This window comes from Pseudomonas sp. GM48, from assembly GCF_000282335.1.
GTDB lineage: Bacteria > Pseudomonadota > Gammaproteobacteria > Pseudomonadales > Pseudomonadaceae > Aquipseudomonas.
This window is the reverse complement of record NZ_AKJM01000057.1, coordinates 22133-45847: the sequence shown is the minus strand read 5'-3', so window position 1 is coordinate 45847 and position 23715 is coordinate 22133. Positions and strand designations below refer to the sequence as shown.

The following is a 23715-nucleotide window of genomic DNA, read 5'->3' as shown; positions in this document are numbered from 1 at the left end:
AGCTGGACTCACGACTGCTTCGCAGTCGAACGCAGCCTCGCGGGCTCGGCAGCTGCTACAGATCGCATTACCGCTTAACTGATCGGCATTAGTTCGATCGGTTTTGGGCAACAAAAAACCCAGCATCAGGCCGGGTCGTGGGAGAGGGTTAAAGTCAATCAGACAGCCAGACACCCGGTGACATCAACGTCACCGATCATGCGGCCAATCAGGCCTGTCCTCGCAGCGAAAATCCGTGACGGATCATCTGAACCGAGGCAGAGGCCGGTCGACAGGTTGAAGTGACGACAGTGTGTGCCGAATCAGCGGCGTGTCCTTCTCGATGTCGTTCAGGCGATCACGAATTCTGAGGGCGGTGGGGTGCCCGCCTTGATGATCGACCCAGTCGGCGATTTCCTTGCAGGCCGCGGCCAAGCGGGCCTGACGCGAGTCCAGCAAGGTGAGCAGGGTGGTGATGGACTCTTTTTCGGACATGGGAGACACCTCCGTTCAAGAAACCTGATCGTGGCAGCAAAAAGCCCGCCTGGGGCGAGCTTTCTGCTGGAAGGGTTACTGATCCTTCAGCCATTTCAGTATAGACCCGTTGAAAAATGCTGACGCTCGTCAACTTTGTCGGGCTGTCACTTGTGATTTAGCGTTCAACTGGTGGCAAACACGCACGGCGTCTTCTTCAACATCGTAGCCATCTCCGATAAAGCCTCGGGTGCGGGTATCGGCGATGCGACACCAGACCGCGGCTTCCGGTGGCCGGTGGTTATGTTCACCCGCACGGCGGCCATGGATGATGATCTTGTTGCAACGCTTCACTGCGAAAATGTCTTCCATGGCGTCTCGCAGCGGATTCGTGTTCAGTTCAACTATAGAAGCCATTGGTGATCGTGCAATAAACAGGCAAGTTAATTCGTCGGTGCAATCGTGCCGACGGATTTACGCTAGCACCGCTACCGCTTTTATTTGCGCCCAGAGTTGCTGGCCACGGTGGACGTTCAGTTGATCGCGTGAGTACCGCGTGATCCGCGCAAGCAGCGGCGTGCCTGCGGCGTCCAGGCGAATCAGCACGTGAGCGGCGTTATCGGCGTTCATTTCACTGACCACCGTGACCGGCAGGCGATTGAGAATGCTGCTTTGCTCGGTACTGTGCAGGCTCAGGCTCACATCCCGCGCCTGGACTTTGCAGCGCAGTGCCTGGCCCGCATCCATGGGTGTATGCGGCACACGAATGTTGAGGGTGGTGTCGGGCAATTGCAGGCTCAGCAATTGATAGTCGGCATCATAGGCGCTGACGCGACCTTCGATGACCACGCCGGCGTCATCCCCCATGGCCAGAGGCAAGTCGAGGCGCGCCAGGGTCTGGCCGATCGGGCCGCTGGCCAGTGCCTTGCCGTTGCTGAGTAAAACGATATGGTCGGCCAACCGCGCGACCTCATCCTGGGAGTGGCTGACGTACAGCACCGGGATGTCGAGTTCGTCGTGCAGTCGTTGCAAGTAGGGCAGGATTTCACTTTTGCGCTGGGCATCCAGCGCGGCCAGTGGCTCGTCCATCAACAACAGTTTCGGGCTGGTGAGCAAAGCGCGGGCAATGCCGACGCGCTGCCGCTCGCCACCCGAAAGGTGTTGCGGGTGGCGGTCGAGCAAATGGCGGATGCCCAGCAATTCAGTGGCGTGGGCCATGTCGACCCGACGCTGCGGCTTCGGAATGCGCTTGAGGCCGAACTCCAGGTTGGCCAGTACCGACAGATGGGGGAACAGGCTGGCTTCCTGGAACACGTAGCCCAGCGCACGTTTGTGCGGCGCGACGAAAATCTTGTTTTCGCTGTCTTGCCAGACTTCATCGTTGACCTGGATAAAGCCTTGACCGGCCCGTTCCAGGCCGGCGATGCAGCGCAGACAAGTGGTCTTGCCCGAGCCGGAGTGGCCGTAAAGCGCAGTGACGCCGCGGCCCGGCAGCTGCAGGTCGACGTCCAGGGCGAAGCCCGAGTAACCCAGTTTCAGACGCATTTGAATCATCGGTCAGCTCCAGCCCGCTTTGGTTTTACGGCTGGAATACAGCGCCAGCAAGACGGCAAACGAGAACACCAGCATCGCCCCGGCCAGCCAATGGGCCTGGGCGTACTCCATGGCTTCGACGTGATCGTAGATCTGCACTGAGACCACGCGGGTCTTCTCGGGAATGTTGCCACCGATCATCAGCACCACGCCGAACTCGCCGACGGTGTGGGCGAAGCCGAGTATGGCCGCGGTAATGAAACCGGGGCGGGCCAGGGGCAGCGTCACGCTGAAAAAGCTGTCCCAGGGATTGGCGCGCAGCGTCGCGGCCACTTCGAGAGGGCGCGTGCCAATCGCGGAAAAAGCGTTTTGCAGCGGTTGCACGACAAACGGCATCGAATACAACACCGAACCGATGACCAGCCCGGCAAAACTGAAAGTGAGGGTGCCAAGGCCGAGTGATTGGGTGAGCTGGCCGATGTACCCGTGAGGGCCGAGCGCCAGCAATAGATAAAAACCAATCACCGTCGGTGGCAGCACCAGGGGCAGGGCGACAATCGCCCCGACCGGGCCGCGCAACCAGGAGCGGGTGCGCGACAGCCATAACGCAATCGGAGTGCCGACAATCAGCAGGATGACGGTCGTCAGGGACGCCAGTTTCAGGGTCAGCCAGATGGCGGAAAAATCGGCACTCGATAGCGACATTTAGATTTCGTAACCGTAGGACTTGATGACAGCTGCCGCTTTCGGTCCCTTGAGGTAGTCAACCAGTGCCTTGGCGGCCGGGTTGTCCTTGCCCTTGTTGAGAATCACGGCGTCCTGTTTGATCGGGTCGTGCAGGCTGGCCGGAACGATCCAGGCTGAGCCGCTGGTGATCTTGCCGTCCTTGTAGATCTGCGACAGGGCGACAAAACCCAGCTCGGCGTTGCCGGTGGAGACGAATTGGTAGGCCTGGGTAATGTTCTGGCCTTCAACGATCTTGTCTTTGACCTTGTCGGTCAGACCTTCCTTGGCCAATACCTGGGTAGCTGCCAGGCCATAAGGCGCGGCCTTCGGATTGGCGATGGACAGGTGCTGGTATTCGTTCTTTTTCAGTACATCACCCTTGGCATCGACATAACCTTCTTTGGCCGACCACAGCGCCAGCGTACCGACTGCGTAGGTAAAGCGTGAACCCTTGATGGTGTCGCCTTCGGCTTCAAGTTTTTTCGGAGTGCTGTCGTCTGCCGAGAGGAACACTTCGAACGGCGCGCCGTTTTTGATCTGGGTGTAGAACTGGCCGGTGGCGCCAAAAGAGGTGACCAGTTTATGCCCGGTATCTTTTTCGAAATCAGCGGCGATAGCCTGGATGGGCGCGGTGAAGTTGGCAGCGACAGCCACCTGGACTTCGTCCGCCTGGGCTGGGCCGAAGGCGAATACGGCGATAAGGCTCGCGAGGCAGGCAGGGGCAAAACGTGAGGCACGAATGGTCATGAAACGGCTCCGTTAAAGGCAATTGCGGCAGGGGTAAATCGTTATGTACATAAATATATAGCGAATTGCCTTTCAACGGAATGTATTGCCGAAAAATTGTATACAATTTTGATAAGGGTGATGCTCAGCGGCGACCCAGCAGCCTCGCTAATCCTTCTTCAGCCAGTTTTCGAGTCAGTGCCTCGGTGGTCAATTCGACCCCGAGGGTAAAGGCCTGACCGGCCCAGAGATTGCTGAAGTCTGCTTCACCTTTGGCCCGCAACGGCATCAGTGCGCCACCGGCGAGGGGGAAGGCCGGGGCCTTGACGCTCATGGGCCCCAGTTCACGCATCACCCGATTAAGGATGCCCCGGGCCGGGCGGCCGGTGAACACGTTGGTGACGGCCGTTTCGCTTTCCCTGGCGGTGCGCAAGGCTTTGTGATGGGACGGGCTGACCTTGGCCTCTGGCGTGAACAGGTACGCCGTTCCCACCTGTACCGCCGAAGCGCCCAGCATGAAGGCGGCGGCGACGCCACGTGCGTCAGCGATGCCGCCGGCGGCAATCACGGGCACTTTCACCGCATCAACGACTTGCGGCACCAAGGCGAAAGTGCCCACCTGACTGCTCAGGTCATTGCTGAGAAACATCCCGCGATGGCCTCCGGCTTCGTAGCCCATGGCGATGATTGCATCGCAACCATGCTGCTCCAGCCACACGGCTTCTTCGACGGTAGTGGCCGAGGACAGCACTTTCGCACCGGTGGCTTTGACCCGGTCGAGCAGGGATTTTTCCGGCAGGCCAAAGTGAAAACTCACCACTTCAGGGCGAAACGCTTCGACCACTTCACAGGCCGCGTTATCGAACGGTGCCCGATTGGACACCGGTGTTGGCGCATCGAAATCGACGCCGAGTTCCTGGTAGTAAGGTTGCAGCAGGTTTTTCCAGTCCTGCGCGCGTTGCTCATCAGGGGTTGGAGTTTGATGACAGAAGAAATTGACGTTGATCGGGCGCTGGGTGTGTTGGCGGATCGTTTTCAGCTCTTCGCGCAGTTGATCCGTGCTGAGCATCGCCGCTGGCATCGAGCCCAGGCCACCCGCATTGCAGGCTGCAATCACCATGGCCGAGTTGTTGGCTCCGGCCATCGGCGCCTGAATGATCGGCAGCTCGATCCCGAGCAGGTCAAGAATGCGGGTATCTGGCCATTGGTTCATGTGCTGTGTTCTCCGACGTTGAATCCGGGCAGGGACGCTAGAACAGGATTTGTAACGCAACGACTGGCGCAAGACCAGTCGTCATTTCAGTTCGCCGGGATTTCTTCAGCGCCCCATGCGTTGGCTGATTGGCTTAAAGTCGAGTACGACAATCGGTTGCCATGTGTTATTTCAAATGCACCACCACCAGACTGATTCCATTGAGAGGCCGTAATGTTCAAAGGTATTTTGATCGACAAAGACGACAGCGGTTACCGGGCCACACTGCAAGAGATCCAGGACGATCAGTTACCCGAGGGCGATGTCACGGTGCGTGTTGCCTATAGCACGCTGAACTTCAAGGATGGCCTGGCAATCACCGGCAGCAGTCCGGTGGTGCGCAAATTCCCGATGGTGCCGGGCATTGACCTGGCCGGAGTCGTCGAAGTCAGCGGGCATCCGGACTACAAGGTCGGTGATGCAGTCCTGCTCAATGGCTGGGGCGTGGGTGAAGGGCATTGGGGTGGATTAGCACAGAAGGCTCGCCTGAATGGTGACTGGCTGATTCCGTTGCCCAAGGCATTCACCGCCGCCCAGGCGATGGCCATCGGTACGGCGGGCTACACGGCCATGCTGTGCATCCTGGCTCTGGAACATAACGGTGTGACGCCCGGGCAGGGCGAAATCCTGGTCACCGGCGCCAACGGTGGCGTCGGCAGTTTCGCCATCGCATTGCTGAGCAAGCTCGGCTACCGGGTGGTCGCGTCCACCGGACGTACCTCGGAGCACGACTACCTGAAGCAACTGGGCGCTGGCGAAATCATCGACCGTGCCACATTGTCCGAGCCAGGCAAGCCATTGGCCAAGGAGCGTTGGGCGGCAGTCATCGATTCGGTCGGTAGCCACACCCTGGCCAATGCTTGCGCCAGCACCAAGGCCAATGGCACCGTCGCGGCATGCGGTTTGGCGCAAGGCATGGACTTTCCGGCGTCCGTTGCACCGTTCATCTTGCGCGGTGTGACCCTGGCCGGCATCAACAGCGTGACCCAGCCCAAAGCCAAACGCGTGGAGGCCTGGAGTCGACTGGCCAAGGATCTAGACTTCAACCTGTTGCCGCTGATCAGTCACGAAATCGGTTTGAGCGAAGCCATCGACGCCGCGCCGCGCTTGCTTGCCGGGCAGTTGCGCGGGCGGGTGGTGGTGGATGTGAATCGCTGATTACTGCGACTCGCGCTCCAGCAACTGGCGTTTGCGCTCGACACCCCAGCGATAGCCCGACAGATTGCCGTCGCTGCGCACCACGCGATGGCACGGGATCGCGACTGCCAGGCTGTTCGCGCCGCAAGCTTGAGCCACGGCGCGAACGGCTTTCGGCGAACCGATGCGTAGCGCGACATCGGCGTAGCTCGCCGTGCTGCCGACAGGAATCTCCCGCAACGCTTGCCAGACCCGTTCCTGAAACGCGGTGCCGCGCACGTCCAATGGCAGGTCCAGGCCAATCGCCGGGGCTTCAATAAAACCGACGACCCTGGCTATCAACGCTTCGAACTCCTGATCGGCGCCAATCAAATTGGCGCGCCGGAACTTGTCTTGCAGATCACAGACCAGTTGGTGCGGATCATCGCCCAGCAGGATCGCGCAAACTCCGCGCTCACTCTGCGCCACCAGAATCGCCCCCAGAGAACACTGACCGACGGCAAAACGAATGTCGTTATTTTGACCGGCCGCCCGGTAGTCCCCGGGCTTCATCCCGAGCAGTTGGTCTGCTGCTTCATAAAAGCGGCTGTTGGAGTTGAAGCCGGCGTCATACAAGGCATCGGTCACCGAGCCGCCGTCCGCCAGCCGTTCGCGAACCTTGCGTGAGCGGTGAGCGTCGGCGTAACCCTTGGGCGTCAGACCGGTGACGGCTTTGAACACGCGATGGAAGTGGAAACTGCTCAACCCTGCCGCCTCGGCCAATTCGCCGAGGGCCGGCAGTGATTCCGCGGTTTCGATCTGGCGGCAAGCGGCGGCCACCGTCGCGGCATGTTGCGCGGCGAGTTCGCTCTGATCTTTTGTCGCGCGCTTGCTGGGACGATATCCCGCGGCCTGGGCCTGTTCGGCGCTATCGAAGAATTCGACATTGTGTGGTTTGGGCAAGCGCGCAAGGCTGCTGGGGTTGCAGTAAATGCCTGTCGTCTTCACGGCATAAACAAACTGCCCGTCAGCCTTGGGATCACGCGCGACAACGGCGGCCCAGCGCGGATCGTTTTCAATGGTGATCTTGGTCGATTGGGTTGTCATGGCGTCATGTCCTTTGAGTGGTTGACTACACCTTAACCACGGGGCAATACCCTCGCACTCCGGCGCTTGCGGTCAAATTCGAAGCCTTTATCCGGCGGTACGGAACGTGAAGTTGATGCGTTGCTCGCCGAGTCTCGGGTGATGGCCCTCCTTGATCGGCAACACGCCGTGATAACGCAGGCGATCCACACCACCCCAGACCACGATATCGCCATGCAACAGGGGAACGCGTTGACTTTTGTCGCTGCGTTTAAAGCCGCCGAACAGGAACATCGCCGGCAAACCCAGCGATACCGAAACGATAGGGGCTGCGTAGGAATGTTCGTCTTTATCTTGATGCAATGACATTTTTGCCCCGGGGATGTAGCGGTTGATCAGGCAGGAGTCCGGCACAAAATCGGTGAAACCCGCTGCCAGTGCCGCCGCTTGTGCCAGTTGGAGAAACACCTCGGGCATCATTGGCCAGGGTTGACCGGTTTGTGGATCATCGAGGGTGTATCGATAACCGCTGCGGTCCGTGGTCCAGCCGAATGTGCCACAACTGCTCAGGGCTACCGACATGGTGAAGCCACCGGGGGTGATCATCTGCCGAAACGGTGCGGCCGCCAGCACCGCCTCCAGGGCGGGCAGCAAGCGCTCCAGCCAGGGCAGGGCGAAGCCTCGCAGCACGTATGACTGTTCGCCGATCTGCTCGCGCCTGGGCTGTTGCTCGGGCTCTGCATCGGCAAACAGATCGAAAGTCAGCGGATTCATGGGCTCATAACGCATCGTGAAAGATGATTCCAAGGGTATGCCGTTTGCCGCTGTGCAGGCGACTCACGCCGTGACGCAGGGTCACGCGGTAGTAACCGCGAGTCCCTTTGACCGGACGCTGGTTGACCGCAAAAATCAACCCGTCACCTTTCTTCAGGCCGATGACCATCGGGCGTGACTGCATTCGCGGGCGCTGTTCTGTCAGGACAAATTCGCCGCCCGTGAAGTCTTTATCCGGGTCTGACAGCAGAATCGCCACTTGCAGCGGGAAAACGTGCTCACCGTACAGATCCTGATGCAAGCAGTTGTAGTCCTGCGGACCATACTGCAGCAATAATGGTGTCGGACGGTTCTGACCAGCGGCATGGCAACGTTCGAGGAAGGCTTGATGAGACTCAGGAAAACGGCTGGGCAACCCCATCTGTTCATGCCAGCGATTGGCGATGGGCACCAGTCGTGGGTAGAGCGCGTTGCGCAAGCGGGCCACCAGTTCCGGCAATGGGTAGCTGAAATACTTGTACTCGCCTCGGCCGAACCCGTGGCGAGCCATCACCACGTGGGAGCGAAAAAGCTCGGTTCTAGGGTACAAGGCACTGACTTGCTCACAAGCCTTGTGGCTCAACAGTGACGGGATGACGGCGTAACCGTCCTGATCAAGTTGCTGTTCCAGCCGGGGCCAGTCCAGCCTGTCCAGATATTGCTCGCTCATTGCCGGTCCTCTGGTTATTGAGGTGGCCAGTCTGGAAGGCAACGATAAAACAGGCACTCCGGCGCTTGCGCTCGAATTGCGAGTGGGAGCCGACGTCCATTGTCGCTCCGGATCGCGTTACAGCGCTTTGCTGACGCTGATTTCGCTGATGACGTCGTCCTGTCCATGAATGGCATCCAGCGCCGCTTTGGCTTCTTCTGCGGTACCGTTTTCAAGCTGGGCAAACTCGAAGCGGCGCTCGCCGTTGAGTTTGTATTTGATGACATACTTGGTCGTTTGGGCCACGGTCGTATCTGCCTGTCTTGTGTTTCGGGTGTGCTGATCAGCTCAGTTTCGTGCTGGAACGGCGAATGATTTTGATCGAGTGCGTCAGGGTGGGCTTGCGCGTCACGCTGATAGCACGGCGGTTGACGGTATCGATCGTGATGTTCCAGAAACCGGTGCTAGGGGCGGTGATGCGGGCCGGAAACGTGTCGAATGCACCGCCGTGATAGGTGTGACGGCCGCCATTTTTAAAGCTGCGGAAGTTGGCGTCGTTCATCAAACGGATGTTGCACATTTGGGAGCATTGAATGACGACAATGTCGTCTTCATTGAGGTGCTCGCGCTGATGGATAAATTTCATGAGGCGCCTCCAGAAGGGCTTTTTCTACAAAATCAAAACGATAGCATGGGCGATTGGCGCAGTTTATCAGCCCGAACGCCTTATTATCCGGCCGCTTTGACAATTAAGAACGCTAATTTCACGTTTGATGAGCGATAAAGCAGTTTGTCTCGGAGAAAAAGCGCATCTGCGCTGTCCGAGCCTCTTTATCGGAGGATTTGTATGAAATGGGGTTTGTGGTTGTTGCCGATGGCATTGACGATGAGTGGTTGTGCGAACGTCTCGGAAATCAACGAGTCCCTGCCGACGATGAACGTGATTTCTGGCAAGAAGCCCCATGAGTACGCGCAATGTCTGAGCGAAAAGCTCGCCAAAAGCCGTGGCGCCTTGCAGATCGAGCCGCACAAGGATGGATTGCGTGTGATCGTGCCACTCAAGTATTCCTCGGGCCCGTCTGCCGTATTCGACATTGATGAACGCTCGGGCGGCAGCAGCATCAAGCTGCATGAGAGCATGTCCAATGTCCCGGTGCGTCCAATGGACGTACAGAATGCTGCCAACGAGTGCATTTCCGGCTGATAGACTATCGACAATCAGCACCGATGCCGCCAAAGCCTTGCTTTGGCGGCATCGTTATTTCTGGAGTCGAATATGAAGCGAGAGCAGGTCCGGGAGCGCCATGCAGAGGGGTTCATCTCTGCCACCCATGTGATTCAGAATCCGGCGGAGCGGGGGGAATGGATCGTGTTTTTCAAGAAAAGCGCCGGGCGCAGCTATTTTCTGGTGGATGACAATGATGAAGTCGAGTCCTTCAGTCGCCTTGATGATCTGATCGATACCGTGCGCGGGCTTGGAATCAAATTCGCCGAAATCCATATGTAGGGCGCGGCGCCTTACTTGCAAATCACCACGACGCTGCGGCTCTTGTAGTTGCCAATGTCGGCGCCGAGGGTCTTGTCGCTCTCCTTGAGCGAGGGCGTGCCATCGGTTCCGACAATTCTGTAACCGGTGCCTGCGCAGGACGCATCGGCCTTTTCGTAGCATGCAGCCCAGGAATTGGCTTCCCCGGAGCAGTTAATGGATAGAGCTTGCTCTCCGTTACCCAGGTAGGTTTCTTCCGACGTTGCGCAGCCACTCAGGGCCAGTATTGCGATCAGAGGCAAAAGTTTTTTCATGGCGTGGTCGTCGACAGGGGGTGGGCTCATGCTGAGACAGAGTCGCTGGCAAAAGGTTATAGCCAAAGGCCACGTATTTGCATTTATTCATAAAAAACCCTGCGCAATGGCAGGGCTTTTAGAGGCGGACGTCGATCAGCTCTTGTCCTTGCCGCGTCGCTTGGGTTCCGGGTGCTCAAGTTCCAGCACCGATGCCACTTCGATTGCCAGGGCTTCGGAAGGGAAAGGCCCGGCGATATTTTCACCGGCGACACTGGCTACCCACCATTGACCGTCTTTTTCCTGATTGATCAGGAATCCATTGACGCTTTTTACTGCCGACATCTATTTGCCTCGTTGTCTGGTTCAATCGCGCCATGATACCGCCAAATGCACTCAACGGGTGCTGATGGGCGTATGGTGGGTCGTTCCGGGCCATTGAACACCGTGCAACCGCGCAAGTCTCTGCTATGCATAAGAGGTTGCGCAGTGAACTGCGCACTCGCGCAGGGAACTATCGCCAAGAATATTTCTCTATGTTGGCATCGGTTAGCCAGCGCGGGGCATTGTAAGGTGCACGCCGCCTGATTAGACTGCGCCGAAACTCGTACACACAGCCCTTTCAAGGACTTATATGATCAAGAAATGCTTGTTCCCAGCAGCCGGTTACGGTACTCGCTTCCTGCCAGCGACTAAAGCCATGCCCAAAGAAATGCTGCCGGTGGTGAACAAGCCACTGATCCAGTACGGCGTCGAAGAAGCACTGGATGCCGGCTTGACCGAAATCTCCATCGTCACCGGTCGCGGCAAGCGCGCCCTGGAAGACCACTTCGACATCAGCTACGAGCTGGAAAACCAGATCAAGGGCACCGACAAGGAAAAATACCTGGTCGGCATCCGCAAGCTGCTCGACGAGTGCTCGTTCTCCTACACCCGTCAGACCGAAATGAAAGGCCTGGGCCACGCGATCCTCACCGGCCGTCCACTGATCGGTGACGAACCGTTCGCCGTGGTACTGGCGGACGACCTGTGCGTCAACCTCGAAGGCGACGGCGTACTGACCCAGATGGTCAAACTGTACAAGCAGTTCCGCTGCTCGATCGTGGCCATCCAGGAAGTCGATCCGGCAGAGACCAACAAGTACGGCGTAATCGCCGGCGAGATGATCCGCGACGACATCTACCGCGTACACAGCATGGTTGAAAAACCAAAGCCGGAAGACGCACCGTCGAACCTGGCCATCATCGGCCGCTACATCCTGACCCCGGACATCTTTGACCTGATCGAACAAACCGAGCCAGGCAAGGGCGGTGAAATCCAGATCACCGACGCCCTGATGAAGCAGGCCCAGAACGGCTGCGTCATGGCGTACAAGTTCAAGGGCAAGCGTTTCGACTGCGGTGGCGCCGAAGGCTACATCGAAGCGACCAACTTCTGCTTCGAAAACTTCTACAAGACGGGCAAGGCTTACTGATAGGCAGCGACCGGTTTGTATCGAAAAGCCACCTTCGGGTGGCTTTTTCATTTTCCGACCCCATATCGTTTGCAGCGCTTGCCCCACAAATGTCTGCAGGTATGCTGGTGGCCTGCCGAGGAGATAGACAATGGCCTACGATTTTGACCTTTATGTGATTGGCGCCGGTTCCGGTGGTGTGCGGGCTGCGCGATTTGCCGCCGGGTTCGGCGCGAAAGTGGCCGTGGCCGAGAGCCGCTACCTGGGCGGGACCTGTGTGAACGTCGGCTGCGTGCCGAAAAAGTTGCTGGTCTACGGTGCGCACTTCGCCGATGACTTCGAGCAGGCTTCCGGTTTTGGCTGGAGCCTGGATGAAGCGCAGTTCGACTGGGCGACATTGATCGCCAACAAGGACCGTGAGATCAATCGCCTCAATGGCATTTATCGCAACTTACTGGTCAACAGCGGCGTGACCTTGCATGAAGGTCACGCCAGGATCGTCGATCCGCATCAGGTCGAGATCAATGGCGAGCGTTTTACTGCCAAAAATATCCTGATCGCTACCGGCGGCTGGCCGCAGATTCCGGATATTCCTGGGCATGAACACGCCATTAGTTCCAACCAGGCGTTCTTCCTCAAAGAGTTGCCCAAGCGTGTGCTGGTTGTCGGCGGCGGCTACATCGCGGTCGAGTTCGCCGGGATCTTCCATGGCCTGGGCGCCGAGACCACACTGTTGTACCGCGGCGAACTGTTCCTGCGCGGCTTTGACGTTTCGGTGCGCAAACATTTGCAGGAAGAGTTGACCAGGCGCGGTATGGGCCTGCAGTTCAACGCAGACATCGAGCGTATCGACAAGCAGGCCGATGGCAGCCTGAAAGTCACGCTCAAGGATGGTCGTCAGTTGGAAGCCGATTGCGTGTTCTACGCCACCGGCCGCCGCCCGATGCTGGATAACCTCGGGCTGGAAAACACCGGGGTCAAACTCGACAAGAAAGGCTTCGTTGAGGTGGATGAGCAGTACCAGACCGCCGAGCCGTCGATCCTGGCTCTAGGGGATGTGATCGGTCGTGTGCAACTGACACCGGTGGCTCTGGCTGAAGGCATGGCAGTGGCGCGACGTCTGTTCAAGCCAGAGCAGTATCGTCCGGTGGATTACAAGATGATCCCGACGGCGGTGTTCAGCCTGCCCAACATTGGTACCGTCGGTTTGACCGAAGATGAAGCGCGCCATGCCGGGCACGAGGTGGTGATCTACGAAAGCCGCTTCCGGCCGATGAAGTTGACCCTGACGGAATGCCAGGAGCGTACGCTGATGAAGCTGGTGGTGGATGCCCAGACCGACAAGGTGCTGGGTTGTCACATGGTCGGCCCGGATGCCGGTGAAATCGTCCAGGGCCTGGCGATTGCCTTGAAGGCCGGCGCCACCAAGCGTCACTTCGACGAAACCATCGGCGTACACCCGACGGCCGCCGAAGAGTTCGTCACCATGCGTACGCCGGTCGCCGGTTAATCGTCCTTCGCTGCGTCTGCCGCTGCCGCAATGGTCGCGGCCAGACGTACGCGTTCTTCCAGATCCGTCCGGGTCTTGGCTAAATCAATTTCCAGTGACTTGTTGATCTGCGACTGCTCATCGACGTTCTGTTTGAGTGCCTGACTTTCCAGCAGGGCGACGCGCAGGCGCTCCTGGAGGAGGGTGCGTTCGCTGTCAACGCGAGTGGCCTGTTCCAGCAGCTGATCCTGACGGGTGTTGCTTTGCTTGAGTTGTTCTTGCAGCAGGCTCAGTTCTCGCAGCGTGCCGCGGTTTTCAGTCAGCAAGCGTTCATTGTCACGGTGCAATTGGGTGATTTCATCCTGGCGTACCAGCGCGCTTTGTTGTGCCTGACGCAGTTCCATCTGTATTTGTTGCACCTGGCCTTCATGGCGACTCAATTCCTGTTCGCGCTGTTCCTTGACCGCATTGCGGTAGTGCTCCAGTGCGTCGCGAGTGTGCAGGTGTTTTTCTTCCAGGGAGCGAATCTGCTCGTCCTTGTCTTTCAAGCGCAATTCGAAATCGGCCAGCGCCTGGTTCAGCCCGGCGTTACGGGTTTGTTCCGTTTGCAGCATGGCGCGGATTTCTTGCAGGGTCTCGGACTCCTGGGTCAGCGCCAGGCTTTGAAACTCGTATTGCTGGTGCAGTTCGCTGTTGGCCTCCTGCGCTTCGGCGAGTTGGCTGTCCAGCGCCTTGCGTTGTTCTTCGTATTGCGCTCGCGCCTGGTCGATGGGTTCTTGTGCCTGTTCCTTTAGTCTCTGCGCGAGCCGCGCCACCAGCGCCATCAGTTCGTCGTCAATCGGTTCCGTCGGTGCTTCGACAGGATCGACCCGGTCATCGAGCTCTTTGAGATAGCGATGAATCGTGGTTTTCGAACCGGTATTACCCATCTCGATCCGTACGGCATCGATGCTGGGGTTTTCGCCACGGGCGAGGATCGCCAATCGGGCGGCTTGCACCACCGCTTTATTTACACCGCCGCGTGCCATGAGTTCTCCCGTGTTTCTGTGATGTGGTACGTACCACGTAAATACACATTGTACCATTCAATAAATAAAGTTAAATACTGAATGTAATTAACACGGGATATACTGGTATTACCCCGTGTGATACGCCAAGTACCGGTTTTTGACCCGTCAAAGCGGTATGAATTCAAGAGTTGACCCCATGACTGAGCTGGATCGTTACCTGCAGGCCGCGACTCGCGACAACACCCGTCGCAGCTATCGGGCAGCCATCGAACACTTCGAAGTCACGTGGGGCGGTTTTCTGCCGGCAACCGGCGACAGCGTGGCGCGCTATCTGGTGGCCCATGCCGGCGTGTTGTCGATCAATACGCTGAAACTGCGTTTGTCGGCATTGGCGCAGTGGCACAACAGCCAGGGCTTTGCCGATCCCACCAAGGCGCCGGTGGTGCGCAAGGTGTTCAAGGGCATCCGCGCGTTGCACCCGGCCCAGGAAAAACAAGCCGAACCTTTGCAACTTAAGCATCTGGAACAGGTGGTCAGTTGTCTGGAGTTGGAAGTGCAAACCGCCAGGGCCGAAGGTGACCGACCGGGATTGCTGCGGGCCAGGCGCGACATGGCGTTGATCCTGCTGGGCTTTTGGCGCGGTTTTCGCAGTGACGAGTTGTGTCGGCTTCAGGTTGAGCATGTGCAGGCAAGTGCCGGTTTCGGCATCAGCCTCTATCTGCCGCGCAGCAAGAGTGATCGCGATAACCTCGGCAAGACGTATCAGACGCCGGCCTTGCAACGCTTGTGTCCGGTGCAGGCTTATATTGACTGGATCAGCGAGGCGGCTCTGGTGCGCGGGCCGGTTTTTCGCGGCATTGATCGCTGGGGGCATCTGGGTGAGGAGGGACTGCACGCCAACAGTGTGATTCCATTATTGCGCCAAGCGTTGGCGCGTGCGGGGATCGCCGGCGAGCTTTACACCAGTCACTCCTTGCGTCGCGGTTTTGCCACCTGGGCGCATCAGAGTGGCTGGGATTTGAAGTCCCTGATGAGTTATGTGGGCTGGAAGGACATGAAGTCAGCCATGCGTTACATCGAAGCCAGCCCGTTCCTCGGCATGACTCACATCGCCCTGGATCCACGCGATCCGTAGCAGCTGGCGAAGCCTGCGTCCGGCCGCGCAGCGGTCGTAAACCCGGCGTGCATGGCCTGCCTGACACACCGCGAGCTCTGATTTCACGACCGCTTCGCGGCCGGACGCAGGCTTCGCCAGCTGCTACAAAGAGCGTTTTCTATCGCGTGTCGAGGAAAGGCCCATGGCGCGATGGATTTCTCCCGCACAACCACGTTGTAATGCGATCCGTAGCAGCTGGCTTTGCCAGCTGCTACAAAAAATCCTGAATACCGTTTTCTTCTATTAATACAGTCGGCTAATAGCGAAAGCCAATCAGCAGCATGAGGTTTGCCAATGAGCCAACCGTCCGTCGAGTGAGTAAAGTTCTCTCCATCAACTTCTTAACCCCTGACGGAGAGTCAACGATGCCTATCATCAACAGCCAAGTTAAACCGTTCAAAGCTGATGCATTCAAAAATGGCGACTTCGTAAAAGTCTCGGACGCTGACCTGAAAGGCAAGTGGTCTGTGGTGTTCTTCTACCCAGCCGACTTCACCTTCGTATGCCCGACCGAGCTGGAAGACCTGGCCGACAACTACGATGCATTCCAGAAGCTGGGCGTCGAGATCTACAGCGTTTCCACCGATACCCACTTTGCCCACGCTGCCTGGCACAACACTTCGCCAGCCATCGGCAAAATCCAGTACACCATGATCGGCGACCCGACCCACGCGATCTCCCGCAACTTCGACGTGCTGATCGAAGAAGCCGGTCTGGCTGACCGTGGCACCTTCGTAATCAACCCGGAAGGCCAGATCAAGATCGTTGAACTGAACGATGGCGGTGTAGGCCGTGATGCTTCCGAGCTGCTGCGCAAAATCAAGGCTGCCCAGTACGTCGCTGCTCACCCTGGCCAGGTTTGCCCTGCCAAGTGGAAAGAAGGCGAGGCCACTCTGGCGCCGTCCCTGGACTTGGTCGGCAAGATCTAAGTCTGTGATCGCTCCATCAGGGCGGAACTCCGCACCTACTCGGTAAGCTGCACCGCCCAATAAAAACGCCCGGGCGAGATTCGCTCGGGCGTTTTTTTATGCCTGCTTTATATGAAACAGCAAAAAGGAAATCGCCCGTATGTTGGACACCAATCTTAAAGCCCAGTTGAAATCGTACCTGGAACGGGTCACCCAGCCGATCGAGATCGTTGCTTCCCTCGACGACGGTGCGAAATCCCAGGAAATGCTCGAACTGTTGAAAGACGTTGCCAGTCTTTCCACCCAGATTACGTTGCTCGACAACGGCGATGATGCACGCAAGCCGTCGTTCTCGATCAATCGCCCGGGAGCCGACATCAGCCTGCGTTTCGCCGGCATCCCGATGGGCCATGAATTCACTTCACTGGTGCTGGCCTTGTTGCAAGTCGGCGGTCATCCGTCCAAAGCCAGTGTCGAAGTGATCGAACAGATTCGCTCGCTCAAAGGCGAGTTCAACTTCGAGACTTATTTCTCGCTGTCCTGCCAGAACTGCCCGGACGTGGTCCAGGCACTGAACCTGATGGCGGTACTGAACCCGAACATTCGCCACGTCGCCATCGACGGCGCGCTGTTCCAGGCCGAAGTCGATGATCGCCAGATCATGGCCGTGCCAAGCATTTATCTGAACGGTGTGAATTTCGGCCAGGGCCGCATGGGCCTGGAAGAAATCCTCGCCAAAATCGATACCAGTGGCATCGAACGCCAGGCCGAGAAAATCAGCGCCAAGGAAGCCTTTGATGTGCTGGTGGTCGGCGGTGGCCCGGCCGGTGCTTCGGCGGCAATTTATGCGGCCCGTAAAGGCATTCGCACCGGTGTCGCGGCCGAGCGTTTTGGTGGTCAGGTGCTGGACACCATGGCCATCGAAAACTTCATCTCGGTGCAGGAAACCGAAGGGCCAAAACTGGCCGTGGCGCTGGAAGAGCACGTCAAGCAATACGACGTGGACATCATGAACCTGCAACGTGCCGACAAACTGGTGCCCGGCAAAAATGGCGAGCTGCACCAGATTCACTTCGCCAGCGGTGCATCGTTGAAAGCCAAAACCGTGATTCTGGCGACCGGTGCGCGGTGGCGTGAAATGAATGTTCCGGGCGAGCAGGAATACCGCAACAAAGGCGTGGCGTACTGCCCGCACTGCGACGGCCCACTGTTCAAGGGCAAGCGCGTGGCGGTGATTGGCGGCGGTAACTCCGGCGTCGAAGCGGCCATTGACCTGGCGGGTATCGTGTCGCATGTCACGCTGCTGGAGTTCGATGTGCAGTTGCGTGCCGATGCGGTATTGCAGCGCAAGTTGCACAGCCTGCCGAATGTCACTGTGATCACCAGTGCACAAACCACTGAAGTCACCGGCGACGGTCAGAAGGTCAACGGTCTGCGCTACAAGGATCGTCAGAGTGACGAATTGCGCAGCGTGGAGCTGGAAGGGATCTTTGTGCAGATCGGTCTGCTGCCGAACACCGATTGGCTCAAAGGCACGATCGAGCTGTCACCGCGTGGCGAGATTATCGTCGACGCTCGTGGTGAAACGTCGGTGCCGGGTGTGTTCGCCGCCGGCGACGTGACCACTGTGCCGTACAAGCAGATCGTGATCGCGGTGGGCGAGGGCGCCAAAGCCTCTCTCAGTGCCTTCGATCACTTGATCCGGACTTCCGCCCCGGCATAAGTCCCGGCGCTGAAAACACAAACCCTGTAGGAGCGAGCTCGCTCGCGATGGTCGTCAACGATAACGCTGGTTGGCAGATGCCCCGCGGCGTTCTCCGGGTTATCGCGAGCAAGCTCGCTCCTACAGGGAGCATCGGCCGCCGGCGCTGAAAACACAAAACCCCATGAGTGATCATGGGGTTTTTTGTGTCTTGCACATTACCAATGTGGGAGCGGGCTTGCTCGCGAAGGCGGTGTATCAGACGACATTTTTGTTGACTGACACTCCGCCTTCGCGAGCAAGCCCGCTCCCACAAGGGGATTTGCGGTGTGGCTTAGAGCGGAGCTGGCTGGATGATCTCGACCCAGTAGGCGTCCGGGTCCTTGATGAAGGCCAGGCTCTTCATGCGGCCGTCGCTCAAGCGTTTCTGGAAATCGCAGCCCAATGCTTCAAAGCGCGCGCAGGCGGCGACGATATCCGGCACCGAGATGCAGATGTGGCCGAAACCGCGCGGGTCGGTGTTGCCATTGTGGTAGGCGAAATCCGCATCGTTCTCGGTGCCGTGGTTGTGGGTCAGTTCCAGAATGCCGGGGATTGATTTCATCCACTCGGTGCGCGCGGCGGCATCGGCCGGGATCTGGTTTTTGTCGACCAGCGCCAGGAAATACAGGCTGAACTCGGCTTCCGGGAAGTCGCGTTTTTCCACCAGTGTAAAGCCCAGAATGCGTGTGTAGAAATCCAGGGACTTGGTGATGTCCTTGACGCGCAGCATGGTGTGGTTGAAGACAAATTTCTGTGTAGCGGCGTCCGGTTGGGCGGTGACGCCGGGGAAGGTGTTCAATTCGTGCAGGCTCATGGGCCCTCCGGGAAATATGTGGGCTAACGAATGGTGACAATGATACGCAAGGGCTCGGACATCACCAAACCCAAACAGTCGGCTATTGCCTGACAGCCGGCCTGGGCCCAGACTTTACGGCTTAATCCGTGAGTGCCCATTGCAATGATTCGATTCTGTAAATTGCTGTTTATCCTGCTAAGCCTGGTTTCGGTGGTGGGTGCCGCTCATGCCGATGCGCCAGTGGTGACCTGGCCGGAAGGCTGGCAGATCGAAGCCGTGCCTGAATCGGCGTCGGGGGTCATTCGCCAGCGGGCGGTGAAAAATGATCAGACTGGTTCGCCGGTCATGGTGATGGAGCTGACCGTGAGTCAGGTGCAAAGCGATCATCAGGTAAATCTTGAAGGCGTATTGCTGGAGATGCGCAAGTCAGTACAAAAAGACTTCTTTCAGGGCGGCTATCAAAGTGTCTGCACGCGAATACATTCGACTACGTTGAGTCGATTGGCTGCGCTGGAAACAACCTGCACCATCACACAAAACGGCAGGCATGTGCTTTCTCAAACATTGGTGGCCGCGGTGGATGCAGATAAGGCCTATGTTCTTTCCTACGCGGGGCAGGCCGAAGCTTATAAGGCGAGCCAGGATGAAATAGACGCAGCCCGTAACAGCTTGAAGCTTTAGTAAGCGACAGTGCTTTTTGATGCATGAAGAAATTTTTAGATACCTAAATGGATTAAGCACAAAGTTGTTGGCAGTTAGGTAAATGTGCGGCGCCGGCCCTCCGGCATTTAGATAGCCCATGAAAAAGCCCTGCATAAGCAGGGCTTTTTTGTCGCAGCGAGAGTTAGCCGCGCAGCCAGGAATCAACGGTGGCTGCACCGTACTGTTCTTTCCAGGCTTTCAGGCCGCGGTGATTGCCGCCCTTGGTTTCAATCAGTTCGCCGGTGTGCGGGTTCTGATAAACCTTGACCACACGGGCGCGGCGGGTTTTTGGTGCGGCTGCCTGCTGCAGGCCGGATTTTGCCGGTTTCGGATCGAGAATGGCGATGATATCGCGCAGGCTCTTGCCATAGGTTTTCATCAAACCCTGGAGCTTCTCTTCGAATTCGATTTCTTTCTTGAGCCCGGCATCGTTCTTCAGGGATTCCAACTGCTTGAGCTGTTCTTGAAGGGCCTTTTCGGCTGCACGGAATTCAGCGAGTCTGGACAATATCTTTACTCCAATAGTGTATTTGGCTGATACCAACCGCAAACAAAGCTATAAGCCAAGAGCCTTGAAGCGACTCGGTGATAGTGGCTCACCTGCCAATTTAGCGCAGGCATGAAAAATTGTAGTAGTTAATTGGTCAAGAGTAAATCCTGTCTTTTTCTTCATGTAACTACAGTAGTGTTTTGATTCAAATTGGTGCGTGCAATCGTTATTTTGCCGGTTAAATCCGCTAGTTAATGGTTGCTTAATGCACTAATGAATTCCGCACCCGGCATGGGTTTGCCGAACAGATAACCTTGCAGGAAGTTGACCTGATGAGCGCTCAGGTAATCACTCTGCTCACGGGTTTCGACACCTTCGGCTACCAGGGCAAGGTCGAGCTTGACCGCCAGTTCGATGATGCTGTCCAGGATGTGGCTGGACAGTGTGTCGATGCCGATCATGGCGACAAAGCTCTGGTCGATTTTCAGGAAGTCCACGTTGAACTGCCGCAGGTAGCCAAGGCTTGAGTGACCCGTGCCGAAGTCGTCGATGGCGATTTTCACGCCCAGTTCGCGAAGTTGCTCGAATAGTTGCAGGGTAATGGCCGTGGGCTCGATCAGTTCGCGCTCGGTCAGTTCCAGCACCAGATAGATCGAGCCTGGCTCGAACGCGTCGAGAAACTCGCGACAATCCTTGACCAGCTCCAGATCCTGGCAATGGCTGGCGGTGATGTTGATGCCAATGTGAAACGGTTTGTTGAATCTGGCGGATTGCGGCGCCAGCAGGGCGGCGGTTTGTTGCATCAGCGAGCGGGTCATCGGCACGATCAGTCCGGAGTGCTCGGCAAACGGGATGAACAGATCCGGACGCACCAGGCCTTCCTTCGGATGTTTCCAGCGCATCAGTACCTCAGTGCCGGACCAGCTTTTACTGTCACCATGCACCACGGGCTGGAAATACGGAATGAACTCTGCGGCTTCCAGTGCCCGTTGCATTTCCTGGGTGGGTGCCGATGAGCGCTTTTGCAGTAAATGACCAATTGAACCGGCAATCACACCGAAGAACATCAGCAAGCTGAACAACGGTGGATACTCGCTGCTCATGTATCGCCAGGTTTCGCCTTCGGGGAAGCCGGCTTGCACCGCAAAGGCATAGCGCCCGGAGGTCAAACGACTTTGCGCAACGGGCAACTCAGGCACCGCGCCCGTGTGAACCTTGCCATCGACAGACAGCCAGTCCGGGCCAACTTGCAGCAATAGCACGGTCTGGTGGCCTATCAGGCGCAGAATATTGCTCAAGTGATAACCATCGACGGTCGCCAGCGCACCTTTTTTGCCTTCGCTCAGCCGGTACACCAGCACGGCGGTGTCGGGCGTCACCGCATTGCCGTTCATGAGCCATAAGGCGCCCTGGGTGTAGTCACCGGGCTTGACCTTTTCCTGATAGTCGCCGAACAACGAGCTGCAGTAGAGGTTGTTGTCCCACGCCAGATTGGCTGATCGCACGAATGGGCGACGAGTGACCTGCTCGCGCAGAGACAGGTTGACGTCGCCACAACTTTGACCGGCCAGTGGCAGTAGTTCGCGAGCGGCCTGGGCGGTGTTGTCGAGCATCAAGTCGAACTGGCGAATCGCTGCTTCGGCAGTTTGTTCGGTGTCTTGTTTGAGCGCACGCCCAGCTTGCATGTAAAGAATGGCGGCCCCCAGCAGCACCGGGAGCAATCCACTGATCAGGGTCACAGCAATTCTTGTGCTGCGACTGCGGGTTTTGGCTTTCAATGGCATTCGCGAATCCTGTCACGAAGTAGTAAGGCTCTCAAACGCTGGCAGGGCAATACGCCTCCCATGAAGAGTTTGGGTATGGGCCATGATAGTTGGCGCTTGGCAGTTATGCCGCTCAACGCAGGTCGAGACTTTCGGCCAGCTTGATAAAGGCCAGCGTCGCGGGGGAGGCCTGGCGTCGATCGAGCACCGCCAGGCCGACCTGCCGCGACACCGCAGGCGACAGCGGTTTTTTCACGCAGCGGCTATCAATTTGATGGGGTAATGAGCCCTCGGCAACCACCGTCACCCCGTCACCGCGAGCGACGACATCCAGGGTGCTCATCAGCTGCGAGCAGCGATAGCGGATGTTGGGCGTCAGTCGGGCCGCGCTAAACAAGCGTGAAACCAGCTCCGATGAACCGGCCTCGGTCAGCACAAACGGGGCGTGGCACAGATCGTCCAGGCTCAGGCTGTCGTAAGTCGCCAGCGGATGGCTGGCGGGCAGCAACGCTACCATCTGGTCTTCGATCAGCGCGACCGTGTCGAAACGCTCCTCGGGCAATACCACGAAACCGATGTCGATCCGTCGTTCTTCCAGCCACTGGAGTACCTGGCGATCAGGACCCTCGTCGATATGCACCTCGATGCCGGGATGAGCGGCGCGGTACTGCTGCAGAATCAATGGCAGCAATTTGATCGATGACGTCGGGCCGAAGGAGCCGATGCGCAGCGTGCCGCGTTTCATGCCCTTCGCATCGGCCGCTTCCTGGCGCAGGGTGTTGGCCAGGCCCAGCATTGCACGGGCACGTAGCAACAGCTGCTGGCCAATATCGCTCAATTCGACCCGGGATTGATGTCGGCGCAACAACTCGACGCCCAACTCCTGCTCCAGGGACTTCAAGGCATGTGAGACCGCCGATTGGGAAATTCCCAGGCGATTGGCCGCTGCCGTGAAGCCGTGGAGTTCGGCCACGAGGGAGAAAATCTCCAGTTGAGAGAGGGTCATGAGTGTTTGCTCATTTTACGATGACTGGGCATTAGTCGAATGATACGTCATCTCTCTAACATCCGGTCCTGGAATTGTATGACGATCTGCGAGCAAACCCTGTCAAAACCCTCGGATCTGCCGGTATATCTGAAACTGGCGGCGGTCACCATGGTGTGGGGCGGCACTTTCGTTGCCGGACGCTTTCTGGCCGACGGCCTTAGCCCGCTGCTGGCCGCCAGCCTGCGGTTTTTACTGGCCAGCGTGGCGTTGCTACTGTTTGTACGCATGGCGCGGATACCGCTGGTCCGGCCCAGCGCCCGGCATTGGTTGCAATTGCTGTTGCTTGGCTTTTTCGGGATCTTTTTTTACAACCTGTGCTTCTTTTATGGCCTGCATTACATCAACGCTTCACGGGCGTCCTTGATCGTGGCGCTGAATCCGGCTGTGATCGGCCTGGCTTCCTGGCTGCTGTTCAAGGAGCGATTGAACCGGGCGAAAGTCGCCGGCATTGCGATTTGCATGGCTGGCGCGAGCATGGTGATCGTCAGTCGCGCCCCGCAATTATTGGCCGGCGGCGCCGATGCCTGGATCGGTGATCTGCTGATTTTCGGCTGCGTCCTCGGTTGGGGGATTTACTCGTTGTTCTCCAGAGAGCTGAACCAGACACTGGGGCCGGTGCAAACGGTGACCTATTCGATTCTGCTGGGCACTGTCATGCTCTGGATAGCCTGCATTGTCCGTGGCGAGGTGAGTGTCACCGCGATCGCCAACCTCGGGGCGCCGCAATGGTTAAGTCTTTTGTACCTCGGCGTGCTGGGTTCGGCGCTGGCCTACATCGGCTACTACGACGGCATTCGCAAAATCGGCGCGACACGTTCCGGAGTGTTCATTGCCTTGAACCCGCTGACGGCGGTAATCCTTGGTGCGCTGCTGCTGGATGAGCCACTGACGCTGGCAATGTGCCTGGGCGGCGGATTGATTCTGGCGGGAATTTTCCTCTGCAATAAACCTCTTGCGCGAGCAAGGAAAAAGGGGATTTGATACAGAAGGCGGACAAATCTATTTACGCTGTGTAGAATCCGG

28 protein-coding genes are annotated in these 23715 nt (G+C 57.8%); 10 read left to right on the top strand and 18 right to left on the bottom strand.

Going from position 1 to position 23715, the window contains the following annotated elements:
* Nucleotides 1–243: 243 nt before the first annotated feature.
* The 6 genes from PMI28_RS17940 to PMI28_RS17965 form a co-directional block, all read right to left on the bottom strand.
* Nucleotides 244–474, bottom strand: a complete 231-nt coding sequence (locus tag PMI28_RS17940; RefSeq protein WP_007975977.1) for a hypothetical protein — start codon at nt 472–474, stop codon at nt 244–246.
* A 129-nt stretch (nt 475–603) separates the two neighbouring features.
* Entirely contained in the window at nt 604–825 is a 222-nt protein-coding gene (locus tag PMI28_RS17945) for a hypothetical protein (protein WP_007985526.1), read from the bottom strand.
* 102 nt (nt 826–927) lie between these two features.
* Nucleotides 928–2007 (bottom strand): molybdenum ABC transporter ATP-binding protein, encoded by a 1080-nt coding sequence (gene modC, locus PMI28_RS17950; RefSeq protein WP_007985525.1) that lies wholly within the window; start codon nt 2005–2007, stop codon nt 928–930.
* Between the two features lie 3 nt (nt 2008–2010).
* Nucleotides 2011–2691, bottom strand: coding sequence for a molybdate ABC transporter permease subunit (gene modB / locus PMI28_RS17955; RefSeq protein ID WP_007985524.1), 681 nt, complete (start codon nt 2689–2691; stop codon nt 2011–2013).
* Nucleotides 2692–3459 (bottom strand): molybdate ABC transporter substrate-binding protein, encoded by a 768-nt coding sequence (modA, locus tag PMI28_RS17960; RefSeq protein WP_007985523.1) that lies wholly within the window; start codon nt 3457–3459, stop codon nt 2692–2694.
* Nucleotides 3460–3583: 124 nt separating this feature from the next.
* Nucleotides 3584–4651 carry an NAD(P)H-dependent flavin oxidoreductase gene (locus tag PMI28_RS17965; RefSeq protein ID WP_007985522.1) on the bottom strand — a complete coding sequence of 356 codons (1068 nt, stop codon included), beginning with the start codon at nt 4649–4651 and terminating at the stop codon, nt 3584–3586.
* 213 nt (nt 4652–4864) lie between these two features.
* On the opposite strand from PMI28_RS17965, the gene acuI reads away from it, so the two are divergent.
* Nucleotides 4865–5848 carry an acrylyl-CoA reductase (NADPH) gene (acuI, locus tag PMI28_RS17970; RefSeq protein WP_007985520.1) on the top strand — a complete coding sequence of 328 codons (984 nt, stop codon included), beginning with the start codon at nt 4865–4867 and terminating at the stop codon, nt 5846–5848.
* Here acuI and ada read toward each other — a convergent pair whose 3' ends face one another.
* The 5 genes from ada to PMI28_RS17990 all read right to left on the bottom strand — a co-directional run bounded on the left by ada (nt 5849) and on the right by PMI28_RS17990 (nt 9000).
* Nucleotides 5849–6913, bottom strand: coding sequence for a bifunctional DNA-binding transcriptional regulator/O6-methylguanine-DNA methyltransferase Ada (gene ada, locus PMI28_RS17975; protein ID WP_007985518.1), 1065 nt, complete (start codon nt 6911–6913; stop codon nt 5849–5851).
* 87 nt (nt 6914–7000) lie between these two features.
* Nucleotides 7001–7681, bottom strand: a complete 681-nt coding sequence (gene alkB / locus PMI28_RS17980) for a DNA oxidative demethylase AlkB (protein WP_007985516.1) — start codon at nt 7679–7681, stop codon at nt 7001–7003.
* Nucleotides 7671–8375: a 2OG-Fe(II) oxygenase gene (locus tag PMI28_RS17985; protein ID WP_007985515.1), complete on the bottom strand. Its 705-nt coding sequence runs from the start codon at nt 8373–8375 to the stop codon at nt 7671–7673. The genes alkB and PMI28_RS17985 overlap by 11 nt, the downstream gene beginning before the upstream one ends.
* A 117-nt stretch (nt 8376–8492) precedes the next feature.
* A complete protein-coding gene (locus PMI28_RS30755; protein WP_007985513.1) occupies nt 8493–8660 on the bottom strand; it encodes a hypothetical protein in 168 nt (55 codons plus the stop codon).
* A gap of 37 nt (nt 8661–8697) precedes the next feature.
* Nucleotides 8698–9000 (bottom strand): DUF1883 domain-containing protein, encoded by a 303-nt coding sequence (locus tag PMI28_RS17990; RefSeq protein WP_007912251.1) that lies wholly within the window; start codon nt 8998–9000, stop codon nt 8698–8700.
* 201 nt (nt 9001–9201) lie between these two features.
* Between PMI28_RS17990 and PMI28_RS17995 the strand changes: the two genes are divergently transcribed.
* Both PMI28_RS17995 and PMI28_RS18000 read left to right on the top strand, forming a co-directional pair.
* Complete coding sequence (locus PMI28_RS17995; protein WP_007985511.1) at nt 9202–9558, top strand: hypothetical protein; 357 nt, start codon at nt 9202–9204, stop codon at nt 9556–9558.
* A gap of 72 nt (nt 9559–9630) precedes the next feature.
* Nucleotides 9631–9861, top strand: a complete 231-nt coding sequence (locus PMI28_RS18000; protein WP_007985509.1) for a hypothetical protein — start codon at nt 9631–9633, stop codon at nt 9859–9861.
* Nucleotides 9862–9872: 11 nt separating this feature from the next.
* Here PMI28_RS18000 and PMI28_RS18005 read toward each other — a convergent pair whose 3' ends face one another.
* Nucleotides 9873–10154 carry a hypothetical protein gene (locus tag PMI28_RS18005; RefSeq protein ID WP_007985507.1) on the bottom strand — a complete coding sequence of 94 codons (282 nt, stop codon included), beginning with the start codon at nt 10152–10154 and terminating at the stop codon, nt 9873–9875.
* Nucleotides 10155–10289: 135 nt separating this feature from the next.
* On the bottom strand, nt 10290–10478 hold the full coding sequence (locus PMI28_RS18010) for a hypothetical protein (protein WP_007985505.1): 189 nt from the start codon (nt 10476–10478) through the stop codon (nt 10290–10292).
* 289 nt (nt 10479–10767) lie between these two features.
* On the opposite strand from PMI28_RS18010, the gene galU reads away from it, so the two are divergent.
* Nucleotides 10768–11607: a UTP--glucose-1-phosphate uridylyltransferase GalU gene (galU, locus tag PMI28_RS18015; protein WP_007985503.1), complete on the top strand. Its 840-nt coding sequence runs from the start codon at nt 10768–10770 to the stop codon at nt 11605–11607.
* Between the two features lie 130 nt (nt 11608–11737).
* Nucleotides 11738–13096 (top strand): glutathione-disulfide reductase, encoded by a 1359-nt coding sequence (gene gorA, locus PMI28_RS18020; RefSeq protein ID WP_007985500.1) that lies wholly within the window; start codon nt 11738–11740, stop codon nt 13094–13096.
* On the opposite strand, the gene PMI28_RS18025 is transcribed toward gorA, so the two are convergent.
* On the bottom strand, nt 13093–14103 hold the full coding sequence (locus PMI28_RS18025; protein WP_007985499.1) for a DNA-binding protein: 1011 nt from the start codon (nt 14101–14103) through the stop codon (nt 13093–13095). The genes gorA and PMI28_RS18025 overlap by 4 nt on opposite strands.
* Nucleotides 14104–14281: 178 nt before the next feature.
* On the opposite strand from PMI28_RS18025, the gene PMI28_RS18030 reads away from it, so the two are divergent.
* The 3 genes from PMI28_RS18030 (at nt 14282) to ahpF (ending at nt 17872) form a co-directional block, all read left to right on the top strand.
* The gene (locus tag PMI28_RS18030) at nt 14282–15220 is read left to right on the top strand and encodes a site-specific integrase (protein WP_007985497.1); all 939 of its coding nucleotides are present in this window, start codon (nt 14282–14284) and stop codon (nt 15218–15220) included.
* Between the two features lie 386 nt (nt 15221–15606).
* On the top strand, nt 15607–16170 hold the full coding sequence (ahpC, locus tag PMI28_RS18035; protein ID WP_007975937.1) for an alkyl hydroperoxide reductase subunit C: 564 nt from the start codon (nt 15607–15609) through the stop codon (nt 16168–16170).
* A 139-nt stretch (nt 16171–16309) separates the two neighbouring features.
* Nucleotides 16310–17872 (top strand): alkyl hydroperoxide reductase subunit F, encoded by a 1563-nt coding sequence (gene ahpF / locus PMI28_RS18040; RefSeq protein WP_007985495.1) that lies wholly within the window; start codon nt 16310–16312, stop codon nt 17870–17872.
* A 313-nt stretch (nt 17873–18185) separates the two neighbouring features.
* Here the strand turns inward: ahpF and gloA are convergent, their stop codons facing one another.
* Entirely contained in the window at nt 18186–18707 is a 522-nt protein-coding gene (gene gloA, locus PMI28_RS18045) for a lactoylglutathione lyase (RefSeq protein ID WP_007985492.1), read from the bottom strand.
* Between the two features lie 144 nt (nt 18708–18851).
* On the opposite strand from gloA, the gene PMI28_RS18050 reads away from it, so the two are divergent.
* Entirely contained in the window at nt 18852–19370 is a 519-nt protein-coding gene (locus PMI28_RS18050) for a DUF4946 domain-containing protein (protein ID WP_007985490.1), read from the top strand.
* 163 nt (nt 19371–19533) lie between these two features.
* On the opposite strand, the gene PMI28_RS18055 is transcribed toward PMI28_RS18050, so the two are convergent.
* From PMI28_RS18055 to PMI28_RS18065, 3 genes are all read right to left on the bottom strand, one after another.
* On the bottom strand, nt 19534–19899 hold the full coding sequence (locus PMI28_RS18055; RefSeq protein ID WP_007985488.1) for a histone-like nucleoid-structuring protein, MvaT/MvaU family: 366 nt from the start codon (nt 19897–19899) through the stop codon (nt 19534–19536).
* A gap of 233 nt (nt 19900–20132) precedes the next feature.
* Entirely contained in the window at nt 20133–21665 is a 1533-nt protein-coding gene (locus tag PMI28_RS18060; RefSeq protein ID WP_007985486.1) for an EAL domain-containing protein, read from the bottom strand.
* A 112-nt stretch (nt 21666–21777) separates the two neighbouring features.
* Complete coding sequence (locus tag PMI28_RS18065) at nt 21778–22650, bottom strand: LysR family transcriptional regulator (protein ID WP_007985484.1); 873 nt, start codon at nt 22648–22650, stop codon at nt 21778–21780.
* Nucleotides 22651–22728: 78 nt separating this feature from the next.
* Between PMI28_RS18065 and PMI28_RS18070 the strand changes: the two genes are divergently transcribed.
* Nucleotides 22729–23673, top strand: coding sequence for a DMT family transporter (locus tag PMI28_RS18070; RefSeq protein WP_007985482.1), 945 nt, complete (start codon nt 22729–22731; stop codon nt 23671–23673).
* Nucleotides 23674–23715: the final 42 nt, after the last annotated feature.

Excerpts from the sequence above, each read along its gene's own strand:
- PMI28_RS17940 (WP_007975977.1), bottom strand. The coding sequence starts at position 474 with ATGTCCGAAAAAGAGTCCATCACCACCCTGCTCACCTTGCTGGACTCG.
- PMI28_RS17945 (WP_007985526.1), bottom strand. The coding sequence starts at position 825 with ATGGAAGACATTTTCGCAGTGAAGCGTTGCAACAAGATCATCATCCAT.
- modC (WP_007985525.1), bottom strand. The coding sequence starts at position 2,007 with ATGATTCAAATGCGTCTGAAACTGGGTTACTCGGGCTTCGCCCTGGAC.
- modB (WP_007985524.1), bottom strand. The coding sequence starts at position 2,691 with ATGTCGCTATCGAGTGCCGATTTTTCCGCCATCTGGCTGACCCTGAAA.
- modA (WP_007985523.1), bottom strand. The coding sequence starts at position 3,459 with ATGACCATTCGTGCCTCACGTTTTGCCCCTGCCTGCCTCGCGAGCCTT.
- PMI28_RS17965 (WP_007985522.1), bottom strand. The coding sequence starts at position 4,651 with ATGAACCAATGGCCAGATACCCGCATTCTTGACCTGCTCGGGATCGAG.
- acuI (WP_007985520.1), top strand. The coding sequence starts at position 4,865 with ATGTTCAAAGGTATTTTGATCGACAAAGACGACAGCGGTTACCGGGCC.
- ada (WP_007985518.1), bottom strand. The coding sequence starts at position 6,913 with ATGACAACCCAATCGACCAAGATCACCATTGAAAACGATCCGCGCTGG.
- alkB (WP_007985516.1), bottom strand. The coding sequence starts at position 7,681 with ATGCGTTATGAGCCCATGAATCCGCTGACTTTCGATCTGTTTGCCGAT.
- PMI28_RS17985 (WP_007985515.1), bottom strand. The coding sequence starts at position 8,375 with ATGAGCGAGCAATATCTGGACAGGCTGGACTGGCCCCGGCTGGAACAG.
- PMI28_RS17990 (WP_007912251.1), bottom strand. The coding sequence starts at position 9,000 with ATGAAATTTATCCATCAGCGCGAGCACCTCAATGAAGACGACATTGTC.
- PMI28_RS17995 (WP_007985511.1), top strand. The coding sequence starts at position 9,202 with ATGAAATGGGGTTTGTGGTTGTTGCCGATGGCATTGACGATGAGTGGT.
- PMI28_RS18000 (WP_007985509.1), top strand. The coding sequence starts at position 9,631 with ATGAAGCGAGAGCAGGTCCGGGAGCGCCATGCAGAGGGGTTCATCTCT.
- PMI28_RS18005 (WP_007985507.1), bottom strand. The coding sequence starts at position 10,154 with ATGAAAAAACTTTTGCCTCTGATCGCAATACTGGCCCTGAGTGGCTGC.
- PMI28_RS18010 (WP_007985505.1), bottom strand. The coding sequence starts at position 10,478 with ATGTCGGCAGTAAAAAGCGTCAATGGATTCCTGATCAATCAGGAAAAA.
- galU (WP_007985503.1), top strand. The coding sequence starts at position 10,768 with ATGATCAAGAAATGCTTGTTCCCAGCAGCCGGTTACGGTACTCGCTTC.
- gorA (WP_007985500.1), top strand. The coding sequence starts at position 11,738 with ATGGCCTACGATTTTGACCTTTATGTGATTGGCGCCGGTTCCGGTGGT.
- PMI28_RS18025 (WP_007985499.1), bottom strand. The coding sequence starts at position 14,103 with ATGGCACGCGGCGGTGTAAATAAAGCGGTGGTGCAAGCCGCCCGATTG.
- PMI28_RS18030 (WP_007985497.1), top strand. The coding sequence starts at position 14,282 with ATGACTGAGCTGGATCGTTACCTGCAGGCCGCGACTCGCGACAACACC.
- ahpC (WP_007975937.1), top strand. The coding sequence starts at position 15,607 with ATGCCTATCATCAACAGCCAAGTTAAACCGTTCAAAGCTGATGCATTC.
- ahpF (WP_007985495.1), top strand. The coding sequence starts at position 16,310 with ATGTTGGACACCAATCTTAAAGCCCAGTTGAAATCGTACCTGGAACGG.
- gloA (WP_007985492.1), bottom strand. The coding sequence starts at position 18,707 with ATGAGCCTGCACGAATTGAACACCTTCCCCGGCGTCACCGCCCAACCG.
- PMI28_RS18050 (WP_007985490.1), top strand. The coding sequence starts at position 18,852 with ATGATTCGATTCTGTAAATTGCTGTTTATCCTGCTAAGCCTGGTTTCG.
- PMI28_RS18060 (WP_007985486.1), bottom strand. The coding sequence starts at position 21,665 with ATGCCATTGAAAGCCAAAACCCGCAGTCGCAGCACAAGAATTGCTGTG.
- PMI28_RS18065 (WP_007985484.1), bottom strand. The coding sequence starts at position 22,650 with ATGACCCTCTCTCAACTGGAGATTTTCTCCCTCGTGGCCGAACTCCAC.
- PMI28_RS18070 (WP_007985482.1), top strand. The coding sequence starts at position 22,729 with ATGACGATCTGCGAGCAAACCCTGTCAAAACCCTCGGATCTGCCGGTA.